Consider the following 16,594-nt stretch of genomic DNA (forward strand, 5'->3'; position numbering starts at 1 on the left):
CAGGCCATGGAACGCTACGAGCTGGTCGAGGGCAGCGCGGCCAAGTTCTGGGAGGTCGGCGTCTCCGGCCCGACGCTCACCGTCCGCTTCGGGCGCCTCGGCACCCAGGGCCAGAGCAAGGACAAGACCTGCGCCGACGCGGCCGCGGCCGTGAAGGAGAAGGACAAGCTCGTCCGCGAGAAGACCGCCAAGGGCTACGTCCGCGCCGACGGCGCAGCGCCCGCCCCGGCGCCCGCCCCGGCACCGACCGCCGCCGCCCGGAAGCCCGCCCCGGTGCAGGCGTCCGGGCCGGTCGGCGAGACGCTTGTCGAGCCAGCCGCGGAGCGAGCCGCGGAGCCGGCGGCCGCCCCGCCGCCGGCCGAGGCTCCGCCGGAGCACGTCCCGCCCCCCGCCCCGGCCGCGGTCTTCGCGGCGGTGCCGCTGCCGACCCGCCTGTGCCCCGGTCCGCGCCCGGACGCGGCGGAGGCCTGGCGGGCGATCGCGGCGCCGTTGGCGGCCGCGCTCGGCGATGCCGAGGCCGCGCGCCTCGCCGGAGCGCCGCCGGACCGGGACGGCCTTGCCGCCTGGCTGGACGCGATCGTCGACGCCGCGGAGGCGCGCCGACAGGGGAATCCGTCCCGGGCCGCCACCGGCGACGCCGTCCTTCGAGGGGCACTGGAGGCGGTCCTGCGCTACGCCGTGGCCGAGGGCGGGACGGAGACCGTCGCCCGGCTGGCCGATCGCCGCCGCCCGACCCCGAAGACGCCGCGCGCCTACCAGCGCCTGTCCTGGGCCGAGCCGCTCCACCTCGCCCTGCGGGCCGCCCTCGTGCACGCCCCGGAGGCCGATTACGACGCCGCGGTCGCGCTCCTGAACGCCCGGATCGCCGAGGACCACGACTGGCCGGCGGCCTGCGCCTTCGCGTTCATCCTGGCCGACGACCGGGCCGCCCCGCACCCGCTCCAGCCCGTCGCGGTGGTCGAGGCCGCCGCGTCGGCGGGGATAGACGTCACGGCCGATACGGCCTACCTGCCGCTGCTGGCTGACGCGCCGCCGGAAGCGGTCGCGCGCTGGCGCGCCAAGCGCAGCTACCACCTCTACTTCGTCTACTGCGCCCTCGACGCGGCCGAGGCGGCCGCGACCCTGCTGGCGGTGGCCCGCGCCGCCGGGCAGCCGGCCCTGCCGGCCCTCGACTGGCTGCTGCACTACGCCCTTGACGAGCAGCGTCGCACGGTCGCCCTGGCGATCCTGTCGACGGGCGAGGCCGGGGCGCTCCCGGCCCTGCTGCCCCACCTCCACGAGAAGCCCGTCGCGGCCGCCCTCGACGCGGCGCTGGAGGCCGATCCCGCCGCGATCCTGCCCCGCTGCCTCGCGGCCCTCGCGGGCGGCCGGTCCGAGCCCGCCCTGCGCGCCCGGGTGAACCGGGCGCTCGACGCCCACGGGCTCGACCGGGTCCGCGGCTGGCTCGCGGCGTCGGGCGGGCGCGGGGCCGGCATCCTCGACGCCCTGGCGGAAGCCCGCGCGGTGCCCCTCGCGGAGCCCGCCGCCTGGCCGCGGGTGCTGCGCGACCCGCCCTGGCGGGCCAAGGCCCGGACCCGGGACGACCTCGTCCTCGCCCTCGCGCCGCTGCCGACGCCGTTCGCCCACGCAGTGCCCGAGGTCGCGCCGAGCTACTGGCGCGCGCGGAACGCCGTCACCCTCGACGGCCCGGAGGCGCTGCGGGCCTTCGTGGCGGCCGCCGAGCTTTCCCATCCGACGCAGGGCTGGAGCCGGATCCCGCCCCCGCTCTCCGAGCCGCCGCGCGACGATCCGCCGGCCCTGATCGCCTGGGTCGCCGGCCGCGTCGCCCAGATCGACGAGGCCTGCCATTACTGGGCGAACTCGCCCTATCGCCAGCTGGTCGGCAGCCTGGAGCGGCAGCCCGAGCCCCTGGCGCTCGCCCTCTGGGCCCAGTCGCGCGTCGTTGCGGGATGCTTCCACGTCTCGCAGTGGCCGGAGATCGTGTGGGCGATGCTGTCGCGGTTCGGCGAGCGGGCGATGCCGGGCCTCGTCGGGCTGGTCGAGGCCGATCCGGTCGGGCTCCTGCCGGCCGTCCTGGCGGTGGACGATGCCCGCCTCGCCGGGCCCGCCGCCCGCGCCCTCACGAAGCTCAAGAAGGCCCGCGAGCCGGCCCTGGCCTGGCTGCGCCGCCATCCCGAGACCGCCCTCACCCGCCTCTTGCCCGACGCCGTGGGCCGGCCCGGGGCGCTGCGCGACGCCGGCGAGCACGCCCTGCGCGTGCTGGCGCAGGACCGGGCAGACGGCCGCGCCATCATCGCTTCCGTGGTCGCGCGCTACGCGGACCAGGCACCGGACGTGACCGAGGCGGTCGCGCAGGTGCTCGACCGCGATCCCCTCGCCCGCGTCCCCGCCAAGGTCGGCAAGCCGCCCGCCTGGGTCGTGCCGTCCATGCTGACCCGGCCGCGTCTGCGGGACGGGACCGCCCTGCCGGACGCGGCGATCCTGACCCTCTGCGAGATGCTGTCCTTCACCAACCCGGACGCCGTCTATGCCGGCGTGCCGATGGTCCGCGAGGCCTGCACCGAGGCGAGCCTCGCGGCCTTCGCGTGGGACCTGTTCTCCGCCTGGATCGCCGCCGGGACGCCCTCCAAGGACGGCTGGGCCCTGCGCGCGCTGGGCTGGTTCGGCACCGACGCCACCGCCCGCGACCTGACCCGCCTGATCCGCCGCTGGCCCGGCGAGGCCGCCCACGCCCGCGCGGTCACAGGACTCGACGTGCTGGTCGATATCGGCACCGACGTCGCGCTGATGAACCTCAACGGCATCGCGGAGAAGCTGAAGTTCAAGGGGCTCCAGGAGAAGGCCCGGCAGAAGATCGCCCAGCTCGCCGAGGCCCGCGGCCTCACCCCCGAGGAACTGGCCGACCGGCTCGCCCCCGACCTCGACCTCGACGAGCGCGGCGGCCTCGACCTCGATTTCGGCCCCCGCGGGTTCCGGGTCGGGTTCGACGAGACCCTCAAGCCCTGGGTCCGGGACGCCGCCGGCCAGAGGCTCAAGGACCTGCCCAAGCCCGCCAAGGCCGACGAGGCCGGCAAGGCCGCGGCGGCGGTGGCCCGCTGGGGCGCCCTGAAGAAGGACGCGCGGGCCGTGGCGAGCCTGCAGGTGGCCCGCCTGGAGGCGATGCTCGCCGGCGCCCGCCGGGTCCAGCCGGCGGTGTTCGGCTCCTGCTTCGCCGCGCACCCGCTCGTGCGCCACCTCGCCCAGCGCCTCGTCTGGGCCACCTTCGCGGATGCCGACCCGCGGACCGGTCCGGGCCTGACCTTCCGGGTGGCCGAGGACCTGACCTTCACGGATGCCGACGACGCGCCGCTCGACCTCGACCTGACCGGGGCGGCCCCGGGCCTGATCGGCCTCGTCCATCCCCTGCAACTCGACGCCGGGGCGCTGGCGGCCTGGGGGGCGCTGTTCGGCGACTACGAGATCGTCCAGCCCTTCCCGCAGCTCGCCCGCGAGACCTACGCCTTCACGGAGGCCGAGGCCGCCGCATCGACCACGAGCCGCTTCGCCGGGACCGTCGTGGAGGCCAACCGCCTGCGCGGCATGGCCGCCCGGGGCTGGCCCCTCGGGGCGCCCCAGGATGCCGGGGTGGTGTGGTGGATCGAGCGCGCCGTGACCTTCCCGGGCGGCGCGGCCGGCCAGGCGTCGCTGACCTTCTCGGAGGGCCTGTTCACCGGCGCGGTGGAGTTCGAGGACCGGGAGCAGACCCTCGGCGACCTGACCCTCGGCTCGCCCTGGAGCAGCCGGTCGGATCCGGGCCAGCGCACCTTCGGCGAGCTCGCGCCGGTGACGGCGAGCGAGCTCCTGCGCGGACCGAGCCTCCTCGCCGGGACGCGGCTGCGGTGAGCCTCGACCCGGTCACGCGCTGGCGGCTCATCCTGGGCGAGGCGGCGGATTCCGCCTGCGCGGGGGCCGGCTGCGCCCTCTCGGGCGATGCGGCCGCCATGGATCAGGCGCTCGACTGGCTCTACGGCCGCGACGCCGAGGGCGCGTCGCGGGGGGAGCGCCGCCAGGGCGGCCGCGAGGGCTCGACCCTGACGGTGCCGGGCTGGATCAACGCGGTCCACACGCTCTTCCCCCGTGAGACGATCGAGCGGCTGGAGCGCGACGCGATCGAGCTCTACGCCATCGACGACGTGGTCACGAACCCCGAGGTGCTGTCCCGGGTCGAGCCGAACGAGACGCTGCTGAAGGCGGTCCTGCGCACCAAGCACCTGATGGCGCCCGACGTGCTGGTGATGGCCCGCAAGCTCGTGCAGGAGGTGGTGCGGCAGCTGATGGAGCGGCTGGCGCGGGACCTCGCGGTGGCGTTCTCGGGGGTGCTCGACCGGCGGCGCCACACCCGCCTGCCCGGCGCCCGCGACCTCGACCTGAACCGGACGATCCGCGACAACCTGCGCCACTACGATCCCGAGAGCCGGCGGATCACCGTCGAGCGGCTGCACTTCTTCGCCCGGAACCGGCGCCAGATGCGGCCCTGGCAGGTGATCCTGCTCGTCGACCAGAGCGGGTCGATGCTCGATTCGGTGATCCACGCCTCGGTGATGGCCGCCTGCCTGTGGAAGCTCCCCGGCATCCGCACCCACTTGGTCGCCTTCGACACGGCGGTGGTGGACCTGACCCGCGACTGCGACGACGCCTGCGAGATGCTCATGAAGGTCCAGCTCGGCGGCGGCACCGATATCGGGGGCGCCGTGCGCTACGCGGCCGGCCTGATCACCGCGCCGGAGCGGGCGATCGTGGTCCTGGTCTCCGACTTCTACGAGGGCGCGAGCGAGGCCGCCCTGGTCGAGCAGGTGCGGGCGCTCTCCGGCCAGCGGACCCGCGTGCTGGGCCTCGCGGCCCTCGATTCGGAGGCGCGGCCCGCCTACGACCGGGCGATGGCCCAGCGGCTCGTGGCGGCCGGCGCCGAGATCGGCGCGATGACGCCCGGCGAACTCGCCGGCTGGCTCGCCGCCGCGATCCGGGCCTGAGCGGCGCCGATGGCCCGCCCCGACCTCCGCGCCCTCACGGATGACGGCCTGATCCAGCTCGCCAATGCCGGGCTGGTGAAGCGGGCGCTGCGCGAGGTGGCCGCCGGCCAGGGGCCGGACCTCGCGGAGGCCGGGGACGGCACCGTCGAGGCGCGCTTCGCCGACGGCACGGTCACGCGGCTCGGCCCCGGCCGGCCTCCCGGCGAGGCCAGCTGCACCTGCCCGGCGAGCGGGATGTGCCGGCACCGGGTCGCCCTCGTCGTCGCCTACCGAGCCGCCCCGGTCGCGGACGGGCCGGCCGACGGGACCGGCGATGGGGCCGGCGATGGAGATCCCGAGGGTGCGGCGGTGCCGGCCGCGGCGCCGGTCGCCTGGGATCCCGGCACCCTCGACGGCGCGGCCCTCGAGGCGGGGCTCGGCGGCGCGGCGGCGGCGGAGCTGCGGCGCCTCCTGGCGGGTGGGATCACGGTCGGGCTGGAGCGGGGCGCAATCCCGGCCGCGCGGCTCCCGACCGCGACCGTGCGCTTCCTCGTGCCCGACGCTGTCGGCTACGCCCGCTGCGACTGCGCAGCCGGGGGCGGCTGCGCCCACGTCGCCCTGGCGATCCGCGCCTTCCGGGATTCCGCGGGCGCCCCCGAGATCCGCCTCGGCGGCGCGGCCCCGGCCGGAGCGGAGGCGAAGCCGGCGGAGACGGACCTCGCGGAGGCCGCCGACCGGGTGGTCGCCGGCCTGCTGGAGGCCGGGGTCGTGTCCGGACCGGAGGCGCACGGCGCGGCCCTCGTCCGGCTCCGGCGGGCGGCCGAGAGGCGGGGCGCCACGCAGCTCCTGCTGGCGGAGGCGGACCTCGACGGGCAGGTCGCGGCCTATGCCGCGCGCCACGCCGCCTACGACGCGGCCGTCGTCCTGGCGCTCGCCACCGAACTCCTCGGCCGCGTCCGGGGCGGTGAGGCCGCCCTCGGCCTCGGCCAGCCCTACGAGACCGCCATGGGCAAGACCCGCCTCGTCTCCCTGGGTGCCCGGCTCCTCGCCCGCGGGCGCGGCGCCACCGCCCGGGTGGCGCTGGCCGACACCGATACCGGCGCGCTCCTGGCGCTGGAGCGCGCGTTCGCGCCGGGCGAGGCCGAGGCGGATATCGCGGCCAGCCTGCCCGGGCGTCTCCTGAGCCCGGGCCTGTCCGTCTCGGGCACCGGCCAGGGCCAGATCCTGACCAGCGTCGCGCGGCGCCGGGCCGACGGGCTCCTCGCCCTCGGCCAGGGCGCGCGGGGCCGCACGGCGCTGCTGCCGCGGGACGCCCTGGTGGCCCTGCCGGCCCCCCTGGCGGCGCCGGACGTCCCGTCGATCCTGCGCCGCCTCGCCGACCGGCCGCCCGTCTTCCTGCGCCCGCGCGACCGGCTGGAGGCCTTCCACGTCTTCCCCGTCGAGGCGGTCCTGGGACAGGCCTGGGCGCCCGGCGCCCAGACGTGGCAGGCCGCCGTCGCGCTGCCGGGTGCGGGCGGCACGCTGCATCTCGCCCGCGCCTACGACCCCGCCGCGCCGCACGCCCTGGACGCCCTCGCGGGCGCCTGCGCGGGGCGCTGGGGACCCGTGCGGCAGGTCGCCGGCCCGGTGCGGATCGCGGACGGCACCCTGGTCTGCGATCCCTGGTCGGTGTCGGTCGACCGGCTCGTCGTGCCCGACCTCGCCGTCCCCGACGGCGCCGGCCACCCGATCCCGCCGGCGCCGGACCTGGGGCCGGCCACGCTCCTCGACGAGGCGGCCGCGCTCCTGGCGAACGCCCTCCATGCGGGGCGGCGGGCCTTCGCGGCCAGCGCCCGCGCCGGCGGCGCCGACCTGGTCGCACGCCTCGCCGCGACCGGCTATCCGGCCACCGCCGCGCGGCTCTCCGCCTTCCTCTCCGCCACCCTGGCGGCTCCGGGCGCGCAGTCCGAGCCCTTCGCCCGAGCCGCCCTCTGGGTCGCCGCCATGCGCGACGATCCCGGGCCGGAAGAGGCCTGATGAGGCCCGATCACGGAATCGTGCGCGCGCGGTTGCCCCCTCGGTCCCGCTGGGGCAGGTTGCCGCGGCTTCGGGCGCCGCGATTCGCCGGCCGGCCCGTCCCGGTCGTGTCGCGAGGAGCCCGGATGCGAGGACCCGTCGACCGTCGCGCGCGCGCGACGCATCCCTGCCCGGCCGCGCGGGCCGGCGCGGTGGCATGAGGGTCGTCCGCGCGGCGCGCCTCCACCTGCGGGACGCCACCTCCGACAAGGTCTACGACGTCGACCTGATTGAGAACGAGGCCCTCGGGACGCCCGAGCGCTACTTCGTCAACACGCGCTACGGCCGGCGCGGCGCGACCCTGCGCGAGGGCTCCAAGACGTCCCAGCCCGTGACCGCCGAGGCGGCCGCCCGGGTGTTCGACAGCGTGGTCGTCTCCAAGATCAACGGCGGTTACCGGCGGGTCGACGGCCCGGAGACCGCCGCACCCGAGGCGACGCCCGACGGGCGCGATGGCGTGCTGCGGGCGCGGCTCTCCGCCTGCCTGCGCGAGAGCTGGGCCGAGCGTGACCGCGACCGCCTGCTCTGGCGCATCGGCGAGTTGCGGCTGGCCGCGACCGCCCCGGACCTGATCGCCCTCGCGCGGGGCCTCGGCCCGGCGCGGGCGAGCTACGCCCTGGTCTGGGCGCTCGCCCGGGCGGCGGGCGCACAGGCCGGTCCGGCGCTCGCGGCGATCGCCGCCGAGGCGCCCGGCAGCGTGGTCCGCGACCTCGCCCGCTTCGCGCTCGCCGCCCCGCTCACCGGGCCCTACCGGCCGCCGGAGGCCGAGCCGGACCTGCCCGGCATGGTCGCCCGGCCGGCCGAGGCGGGCGACGTCGACGGGTTGTGCGGGGCGCTGGACGGCCTTGCCCGGCACGATCCGGGCCGGGTCGGGCCGGCCCTGGTGGCGCTCGGCCGGCGGGCGCGGGCGGCGCCCGGCCTGCACGCGACGCTCTGCGCCGCCCTGCTCCGGCTGCCGGCGCGGCCGCCCTACCTGATCGGCCTGCGGCGCCTCTTCAAGCACGCCGAGATGGCCGACGATGCCGCCCTGTTCGGCGCCACCGCCCAGCGCTTCGAGACCGCGCAGGCGATGTACCAAGCCGGGCGGAGCCACGCCTACGTCCCCGACCTCCGGCGCTACGTCGCGGTGGACGCGGCGCGCCAGGGGCCGGAGGCGCAACTCGGCCTGTCCACCGCCACCCGCGCCTACATGAAGCGGCGGATCTGGCGCGCCCTGCGCAAGCGCGGCGCCGTCGGGGACCCGGCCTTCGCGGCGCTGGCGGCGGGCTTCCTGCTGGCGCTCGGGCCGGAGGATCTCGATCCCCCGACCCGCTGGACCGCCTGGGGGCGGAAGCCGGACGGGACCTGGGGCCGGCAGGCGCGGGCGCGGGGACCGCTCGGCCGCAACTGGACGGCGAGCCATCTCCTGTACCGCCACGCCCCGGAGGCCCGGCCGCGGACGGGTTCGCTGACTTTCCTGGAGACCGGCGCCGTCGATTTCGACCGGCGCGACGAGGCCTTCCCCGACCTCTGGAGCGCCCGCCCGGACCTGGCGCTCCGCCTCGCCGCGGAGGGGCGGATCGAGCCGGTGGCGCGGCTGGGCCTGCGGGTGCTGCGCGCGGACCCGCGGGCCTGCGCGGCCCTGACGGCCAGCGAGATCGGGCGCCTGCTGGCCGCCCCGCACGACGCCGTGCGGGCCTTCGCCTTCCGGACCGCCCAGGCGCGTCTCGCCGCCGGGATCGCCGAGCCTGCCGAACTCGCCGCCCTGGTGGCGGCGCTGCTCGCGAGCCCGGAGCCGGAGGCGCGGGCGCTGGCCCTGCGGCGCCTCGAGGCGCAGGCGCCGATCGTCTGGTCGGATCCCGACCTCGCCGCCGCGCTGCTCACGAGCCCGGAGCCGGACGTCCAGGCGGCCCTCCCCGGCCTCGCCGGGGCGCGGGCGCTGCCCACCGGGCTCGCGGCGCCCCTGGTGGCGCGGCTGGTGGCGTGGCTGCGGGCGATGCCGCCGGAGCCAGACGCGGCCGCGACGGCCGCGATCCGGGGCCTGCGCGCCGCCCTGCCCTTCCTGTGGCCGGACCGCGACCTGCCGGTCGCGTCCGAGACCGCCGCCGCCCTGATCGCCCACCCGTCCGCCGCGGTCCGGTCCGCCGGCCTCGCCCTCCTGGCGCAGTCCGAGGCCGGGGCCGCCGGCCTGCCGCCGGAGAGCTGGGACGCGCTGATCGACGCGGAATCCGAGGACATCCGGATCGCCGCCCTCGTCCTGCTGGCGCGCCTCGACGACGCGCGGCTCGGGCCCTACGCGGACCGGATCGTCGCCTTCGCCAGCGGGCCCGACAGCGCCGTCCGGCGGGCCGCCCGGCCCCTGGTGGTGCGCCTCGCGGCGGCGGATCCGGGCCTGGCTCCCCGCCTCGCCCGGGAGCTGATCGGCAGCCTGTTCCGCGCGGCGCCCGACGACGCCTACGCCGCCGACACCGTGGCCCTGCTGCGCGAGGCCTTGCCTGGGGAATGCGCCGCCCTCGACGACGGCACCCTGTGGCGCCTGCTGCAGGCGCGGGCCGACGGCGCCCGCCGCCTCGGCGCCGCCCTCCTGCCCGACCGGCGCGCCGAGGCCCTCAGCGTCCGCCAGATCGCCCGCCTCGGCGGCCACCCCTACCGATCGGTGCGGGACTGGGCGATGGCGGCCTTCGCGGCCGACCCGGCCCGGTTCCAGGCCGCGGCGGCCGAGGCCGTCCTCCTCGTGGAGAGCGACTGGCCCGACACCCTCGCCTTCGCCCGCGGCCTGTTCGACGCGTGGCCGGAGACCGCCTGGACGCCCGAGGCGCTCGCCGTCGTCACCGACAGCGTCAAGCCGGAGGTCCTGGCCCTCGCCCGCCATCTCCTGCGCAGCCGGCTCCGGCCCGAGGACGCGGAGGCGCAGGTCCTGCGTCTCCTGGAACACCCCGCCCCGTCGATGCACCTCCTGCTCACCGAACTCCTCACCGAGCAGGCCGTGGCGAGCGAGGCGGCCTTCGCGCGGCTGATCCCCCTCGCCCGCATCGTGATGCTGCAGGTGCTGCGCGGCCGGGTCGCCAAGGACCGGATGGCCGCCTTCCTCCGGGCCGAGGCCCTGCGCAGCCGCGCCCGCGCCGAGGCGCTGCTGCCGCTCCTCGCCGACCTGACCCTGAGCGGCACGGCCCGGGACCGCAGCGCCGCGATCCTGGCCCTGCGCGACGTCGCCGACGCGCATCCCGATCTCGCCGTGCCCCTCGTCCGGCGCCCGCCGGAGGCGCGGGGACCCGTCTCCGTCTCGGAAGAGGCCCGATGAACTTCGTCCATCGCTACCTCGGCGAGAGCCGGGCCGTCTCGGACGCGGACGCGACCCGGCTCGGCTTCGTCCCCGACACCCTGCGCGAGCCGACCTACTTCGCCGGGACGGTGGCGCGGCACCTGCCGTTCCGGGAGGCGATCTCCGCCCTGCACCACGTCGTCGTGTCGGACCTACGCTTCAAGCCGAAGGACCGCACCGCCTACTTCGCGTGGCTCCAGGCCCACGAGCAGGAACTCCTGGCCGAGGCCCTCGCCGAGAAGGACAGCCTGCGCGCCGAGATCGAGGCGCTGCGCGCCGAGTCCCGGGACATCGCGGCCCGCTCCGACGCGGTGATGCGGTCGTTCTACGACGCGCGGAAGCGGTACTTCGACTATCTCTACCGGGAGAACCTCGACGCCTGGATTGTGCTCGATCCGGTCATCACCGTCCATCCGGACGAGATCTTCTTCGAGGCGTTCAGCCTCGACGAGTCGAGCTACGGGCGCCTGTCCTGCGACCACGACACCTTCGCGCGGATCGGCGGCATGGCCTGCGGCACGACCAACATCGACTACAGCCACGCCCTCTACGACGAGTTCCAGAAGATCCGCAGCTACCGCGACACCGAGCTGGCGATCGACCCGACCGGCTTCGCGGTCCAGACCTCCGGCGAGGCCGCCTACCGCGAGGACAAGATTGACCTGCCCGATTCCTGGATGCGGGGCTTCCTGCAGGTGTCGAGCGCCATGGCGCAGCCCGCCCACGTGGTGGACCTGCACCCGGTCGACATGCACGCGATCCTGACCCGCCTCGCCGCGCGCCGGGAGCGTCACGGCCCGCGCTCCCTGCGGTTCCTGCTCGAGCCCGGCCGGCCGGTCAGCGTGCTGATCGAGCCCTGGAACGAGCGGCTGACCTTCCGGCGCTCGATCTACCGCGGGGGCGAGACCGCGGAGATCCGCCTGTGGGGCCGGCGGCGCCTCGCGATCCTGGCCCGGACCCTGCCGCTCGCCCGGTCGGTGCGGCTGCACCTCCTCGGCACCGGTCTGCCGAGCTTCGCGGTGGTGGATTTCGGCGGCCTGCGCTTCACGCTCGGCCTGTCGGGTTGGACCGCCAACGACTGGTCCCGGGCCGGGCAGTTCGACCTGCTCGCGCCCCGGGCCGACGTCGACGCCGACACCGCCGCCCGGGTCTTCGCGGCGCTCCGGCGCCACCACGCCGCCGAAACCGGGCAACTCGCCGCCGAGACCGGCCTCGACCGGTCGACCGTGGAGGCGGCGCTCGGCGGCTACGTGCAGGCGGGCCGCGCCATGTTCGACCTCGACAAGCGGGTCTACCGCCTGCGGGAGCTGACCCGGGAGCCGCTGGCGCCGGGCGCCCTGCGCTTCGCCTCCGAGCAGGAGGCCAAGGCCGACCGGTTCCTGGCGGCCGGACTGGTCACCCTCGGGCCCGTCGAGCAGGCCGGCGACAGGCGGCGCCTGAGCGGGACCGTGCTGGACGACGGCCGGAGCCTGACGCCCGCGGTGGAGCTCGATTCCGACGACCGCATGGTCGGCGGCAGCTGCCAGTGCGGCTTCTACACCCACAACCGGCTGACCCGGGGCCCCTGCGAGCACATGCTGGCCGTGCGCCGCCTCGTCCACGCCCAGGTCGAGGGCAAGCCGGTGCGGTGGCAGGCGTGAGACGGACCCGATTGATGCGGCCGCGCGCCTGGCCTATCCTCCCCGCGACGAGGGGCGTCGGCCGGGGCGGACCTTGCATTTCGGGCGGCGATTCGCCGTCCCTGCACCCTGCCCGGCAAAGCGTCACTGGCCCGCTCTTCACTGGGCCGGCACTGACCACCGGTGCGCGTTCGCGGTTTGGGTTCGCTGAACCCAAACGCGCACCGGTGGTCGTGCCGGCGTCGAGTGGACCGGGCCAGTCCCGAGACTTGACGAAGGCATCCCGGCCGACGTTCCCCGTCACGCCTCCTGCCCGCGCCGGAGGCCGCCGATGAGCCAGCAGCCCGGCAGCCTGACCCGCCAGCAGCTCTACGACCGGATCCGCGAGAGCTCGAAGGACGAGGTCATCCTCGAGGAGATGATCCGGCTCGGCTTCTGGCCGGACGGGGAAGCGCAGCCCAACCCGCCGGACGACCTGATCCGCCGCCGCGGCGAGATCGCCCGCGCCCTCGCCGACCTGCACCGGCGGGAGGCGGCGTGGCGCGACCCGGAGGCCGCCCTCAAGGAGATGCATCGCCGCCGCAAGAAGGCGGCGCTGGAGCGGCGGCGCGAGACGCGGCTGCGCAACGCCCGCGACCGCCACGCGCGGGCGCAGGCATGGCACGCGCGCCGGGAGGCGGAGATCCTCCATCTCGGCGACGGCGTCTCGGCCGGCCTCGCGCACGCGGACGCTCCGGGGCGGGGGCCCGCCCCCGGTCTCCCGCCCCTGGCGAGCCCGAAGGCGCTGGCCGAGGCCATGGGGATCGGCCTCGGCGAGCTGCGCTTCCTCGCCTACGACCGAGCGCTCAGCGCGGTGAGCCATTACCGGCGCTTCACCATCCCCAAGAAGGCCGGCGGCCTGCGCCGCATCTCGGCGCCGATGCCGCGCTTGAAGCGGGCGCAGTACTGGATCCTCGACGCGCTCCTCGCCCACGTCCCCGTGCACGCGGCGGCCCACGGCTTCGTGCCCGGCCGCTCGATCGTCACCAACGCCGCCGCCCATGTCGGGCGGGACGTCGTGGTCAATCTCGACCTCAAGGATTTCTTCCCGAGCCTCGACTACCGGCGGATCAAGGGGAAGTTCCGGGGCCTGGGCTACGCCGAGCCGGTGGCGACCGTGCTGGCGCTGCTCTGCACCGAGCCGGACGTGGACGCGGTCGAGATCGACGGCGCCCGCCTCTACGCCGCCCGGGGGCCGCGCCGGCTGCCGCAGGGCGCGCCGACGAGCCCCGCGCTCACCAACCTCGTCTGCACCCGGCTCGACGCCCGGCTCGCCGGCCTCGCCGGCAGCCTCGGTTTCACCTACACGCGCTACGCCGACGACCTGACCTTCTCGGCCTCCGGCGAGGCCGCCGGCAAGGTCGGCGCGCTGCTCAAATACGTCCACGCCATCGTTGCCGGGGAGGGCTTCACCGTCCATCCGGACAAGACCCGCGTGATGCGCCGCGGCCGGCACCAGGAGGTGACCGGGCTCACCGTCAACGAGCGGGTTGGCGTGCCCCGCGAGACCCTGCGCCGCTTCCGCGCCCTCCTGCACGGGCTCGAGCGGCACGGGCCGGCCGGGCGCCGCTGGGGCGCGGCCGGCGAGGCGGGCGTGCTCCGCGCCGCGGTCGGCTTCGCCCAGTTCGTCCGGATGGTCACGCCGGAGACAGGCGCGCCGCTTGTCGCGCAGGCCCGCGCCCTCGCGGACCGCCATTCGGCCCCGGCGACGGCGCCCCGGCAGCCGGACTTCCGCGCCCGGTCCGCGCGGGGCGAGGTGCCCCTCGCCCGCTGGTGGGTGCCGGCCCCCCGCCCCGCGCCCGAGCCGGACCCGATCCTGGCCGAGGCCGAGGCGGCCGCCGCCCGGGAGGCGGCCGAGATCGCGGCCCGCGCGGCCGCGCCGATGCCGGGCCGCAGCGGCGTGCCGGCCTCGGGGCGCCCGCGCCTCGGCGCCCCGGAACCGGCCTCCCGCGCGGAGGCCGCGCCGGACGCGGGCGCCGAGCCCGACGACGCCCCGATGAAGCCCTGGAAGGTCGTCCTGGGGATCTTCGTCCTGTTCCAGGCGGCCGCCCTGCTGCACCCGGCGCTCGGGCTTCTGGTCCTCGCGGTGGCCCTGCTCCTCGGCCTGCGACGCCTGCTGCGCCGCTGGCGACGGCGCCGATGAGCCCGGCCCGGAGCCTCCCGGCCGGGCACCTCCGGACCAGCCTCGCCGCGCTCTTCGCCCTGGCCCCGGTCCTCTCGCTCGGACCGGGGGCGTCCCGGGCCGACGAGGCGCCCGCCGCACCCGTCTTCAACAAGGCCGAGGCTGCGGAGATCGCGGCGCCGCTGCGGCAGGACCCGGCCTTGCTGCGCAGCTTCGGCACCTGCCCGGCCGACACCTTCGCGCGGGAGCGCCCGCTCTGGCGGTGGGCGTTCGCGCCCCGCCGGCCCACCGAGCGCCGCTGCGCGCGCGAGCCCGCTTCCTGCTACGCGCTCTGCACCCGGTGGTCGAACGCGCCGGCCTGCTTCGATCTCGCCCTCGCCCTGGAGCACCACTCCCTCGACGTCGCCGACATCCTCGACAAGGAGCGGCTCTACGCCCTCGCCTGCGCGGGCGGGTTCCCGGCGGGCTGCACCAACCGGGCGGCCGGGATCCGGAACGGCGGCTACGCGGAGGATCCCTTCCGCGACGCGCCGCGCGCCGACACGGATGCCTGCCTCGCCCGGAGCTTCCGCCTCGATTGCGACCGGCGCGGCGCCTGGGGCTGCGCCATGCTCGGCCAAGCCTATCGCCTCGGCGAGGGCGTCGCCGCCGAGGCGTCCCGGGCCCGGGCGGCGTTCGACATGGCCTGCGCGATCAACCCGGACTTCGCGGCCTGCACCTTCGCCAAGCGGCAGCTGGCCGAGATGGGCGCGCCGTGAGCGCCGGCGACGCCGGACCGGATTCCGACGCCCTGCGTGCCCTCTACGGGCGGGTCGACCCGGAGCCCGAGGGGCCGCCGGCCCCGGGCCACGCCCGCGCCTCCCTGTGCGTGGACGTGGGCGACTGGGACGACGTCGCCGCCGCCGAGCGCTGGATGCTGGCCCATGCCGGCCGGCTCACCCGCGTGCGCAGCACCGGCTGCGGCTGCTGCGTGATCGGCTGGGACATCGAGGGGCCGGCGGCGCTCATCGCCACCCTGCCGGCGGCGCTCGGGGCAACCTCCGACTGGGCCGGCCCGGCCGCAGCCCCGTGGCGCGCGGCGAGCGCGCGAGGCCGGCGCCTCTGGGAGCACGGGTGGGAGCGCTGGTGGGAGCGCTGGGTCCGCCGCCGCTGAGACGCGACCGACACGCGGCCGAGATGGGGAGCCTAGCGCGGTTCCGCGACGGCCTCGGCGCGGTCCAGCACCGGCGGCGCCGGCCTCTGCTCCGGGATCAGCCGGTCCGGCGCCGCGCCGCGCTCGAGGGTGGCGACCGCCAGGGGCGCGCCGCGGCCGCGCAGGGCGTGCGTCCCCAGCGCGCGGGCGCGGACGCCGTCGGGCAGCCGGTCCAGCCGGTCGAGGAGATCCTGCGAGATCAGGATGTCGACACCCAGCGGGCGGCACAGGGCCTCGATCCGCGCCGTCACGTTCACGGCGTCGCCGAAATACGCGATCTTGTGGCGGTCGACCCCGACTTCGGCCGTGACCACCGGACCGCCGTGCAGCGCCGCCCGGAGCCGCGGGACCGTCCCGAACCGGGCTTGCCAGGCCGCGGCGTCGGCCTCGATCCGGTCGAGCACCGCGAACACGCAGGTCACGCAGCGCGCGTCCTTGAGGCCGCGCTTCATCGGCCACGTGATCATCGCGAGGTCGCCGATGAAGTCGTCCGTGGAGCCGGCGTTGCGCCGCACCGGCTCGGCGAGCGTCGCGAACACGGTGCTGAGATACTCCTGGGCACGCAGGTCGCCGTGGGTCTCCGCGAAGGCCGTGGAGCCGACCACGTCGAGGAACAGGAAGATCCGCTCCTCCTGCACCGGCTTGTGATAGCGGCCGATCATGAAGTTCACGAACACCTCGCCGCCGATCAGGTCGCGCATTCGCATGACGAAGACCAGCAGGGCCGACACGGCCAGCGAGTAGGCGAGGAACCGTGGCGTGATCCGCACCGCCGTGGACAGGCTGTCGTCGGTGAGGCCGAAGGTCCAGACGACCAGGCCGCCGAGCGCGCAGCCGAGCGTGATCAGCACCACGTAGAGCAGTTCGGCGGCCAGCATGTAGACCAGCGCCGGCAGGCGGCGTAGCCGCGTCTGGACGCCCGACAGTGCCAGGCCGGGCACGAAAGCCAGCACCGTCCCGCCCACCGCCAGGGCGTAGACCAGGCCGGCGAGCATCGAGGCCCCGCCGACGAAGAGCAGGTTGTAGAGGAGGCCCGCCCCGCCGGAGGCGAGGAGAAGGGTCAGGGCCCAGAGCCAGCGGTACTGTGGGAGCATGGGCGGTCGGCGGGGTCGAGCGTGGCGGTGGGCACGATTGGACCTACGCGATGGCGGGGGGCGAAGGCGAGAGGGGGGCGCCGCGACAGGTGGGTCGGGCCGGCGCCCTCGGGCTGGCCGGTCGCCCGTGACCGATCCGGAGCGATTCGCGCCGTCGAGAGCACGCTGGAGATCGTGCCCTACG

Annotated in this window: 9 protein-coding genes; 8 read left to right on the top strand and 1 reads right to left on the bottom strand. The window is 76.8% G+C overall.

Annotated elements, in window-relative coordinates:
• The first annotated feature begins 6 nt into the window (after nt 1-6).
• The 8 genes from ACX9MN_RS18395 to ACX9MN_RS18430 all read left to right on the top strand — a co-directional run bounded on the left by ACX9MN_RS18395 (nt 7) and on the right by ACX9MN_RS18430 (nt 15,277).
• Nucleotides 7-3,882: a DUF4132 domain-containing protein gene (locus tag ACX9MN_RS18395; protein WP_489725021.1), complete on the top strand. Its 3,876-nt coding sequence runs from the start codon at nt 7-9 to the stop codon at nt 3,880-3,882.
• Nucleotides 3,879-5,009, top strand: a complete 1,131-nt coding sequence (locus tag ACX9MN_RS18400; protein ID WP_042671530.1) for a VWA domain-containing protein — start codon at nt 3,879-3,881, stop codon at nt 5,007-5,009. Before ACX9MN_RS18395 ends, ACX9MN_RS18400 begins: the two co-directional genes overlap by 4 nt.
• Nucleotides 5,010-5,018: 9 nt before the next feature.
• Nucleotides 5,019-7,004, top strand: coding sequence for an SWIM zinc finger family protein (locus tag ACX9MN_RS18405; protein WP_489725022.1), 1,986 nt, complete (start codon nt 5,019-5,021; stop codon nt 7,002-7,004).
• A 196-nt stretch (nt 7,005-7,200) separates the two neighbouring features.
• Nucleotides 7,201-10,323, top strand: coding sequence for a hypothetical protein (locus ACX9MN_RS18410; protein WP_489725023.1), 3,123 nt, complete (start codon nt 7,201-7,203; stop codon nt 10,321-10,323).
• Nucleotides 10,320-11,984: an SWIM zinc finger family protein gene (locus tag ACX9MN_RS18415; protein WP_331298182.1), complete on the top strand. Its 1,665-nt coding sequence runs from the start codon at nt 10,320-10,322 to the stop codon at nt 11,982-11,984. The genes ACX9MN_RS18410 and ACX9MN_RS18415 overlap by 4 nt, the downstream gene beginning before the upstream one ends.
• 310 nt (nt 11,985-12,294) lie before the next feature.
• Nucleotides 12,295-14,145 carry a reverse transcriptase family protein gene (locus ACX9MN_RS18420; protein WP_489725024.1) on the top strand — a complete coding sequence of 617 codons (1,851 nt, stop codon included), beginning with the start codon at nt 12,295-12,297 and terminating at the stop codon, nt 14,143-14,145.
• Nucleotides 14,142-14,882: a hypothetical protein gene (locus tag ACX9MN_RS18425; RefSeq protein ID WP_091977385.1), complete on the top strand. Its 741-nt coding sequence runs from the start codon at nt 14,142-14,144 to the stop codon at nt 14,880-14,882. Before ACX9MN_RS18420 ends, ACX9MN_RS18425 begins: the two co-directional genes overlap by 4 nt.
• The gene (locus tag ACX9MN_RS18430; protein WP_091977383.1) at nt 14,879-15,277 is read left to right on the top strand and encodes a hypothetical protein; all 399 of its coding nucleotides are present in this window, start codon (nt 14,879-14,881) and stop codon (nt 15,275-15,277) included. Before ACX9MN_RS18425 ends, ACX9MN_RS18430 begins: the two co-directional genes overlap by 4 nt.
• A gap of 32 nt (nt 15,278-15,309) precedes the next feature.
• On the opposite strand, the gene ACX9MN_RS18435 is transcribed toward ACX9MN_RS18430, so the two are convergent.
• Nucleotides 15,310-16,410 (bottom strand): adenylate/guanylate cyclase domain-containing protein, encoded by a 1,101-nt coding sequence (locus ACX9MN_RS18435; protein ID WP_091977381.1) that lies wholly within the window; start codon nt 16,408-16,410, stop codon nt 15,310-15,312.
• Nucleotides 16,411-16,594 lie beyond the last annotated feature (184 nt).

The organism is Methylobacterium sp. 1A, assembly GCF_058072805.1.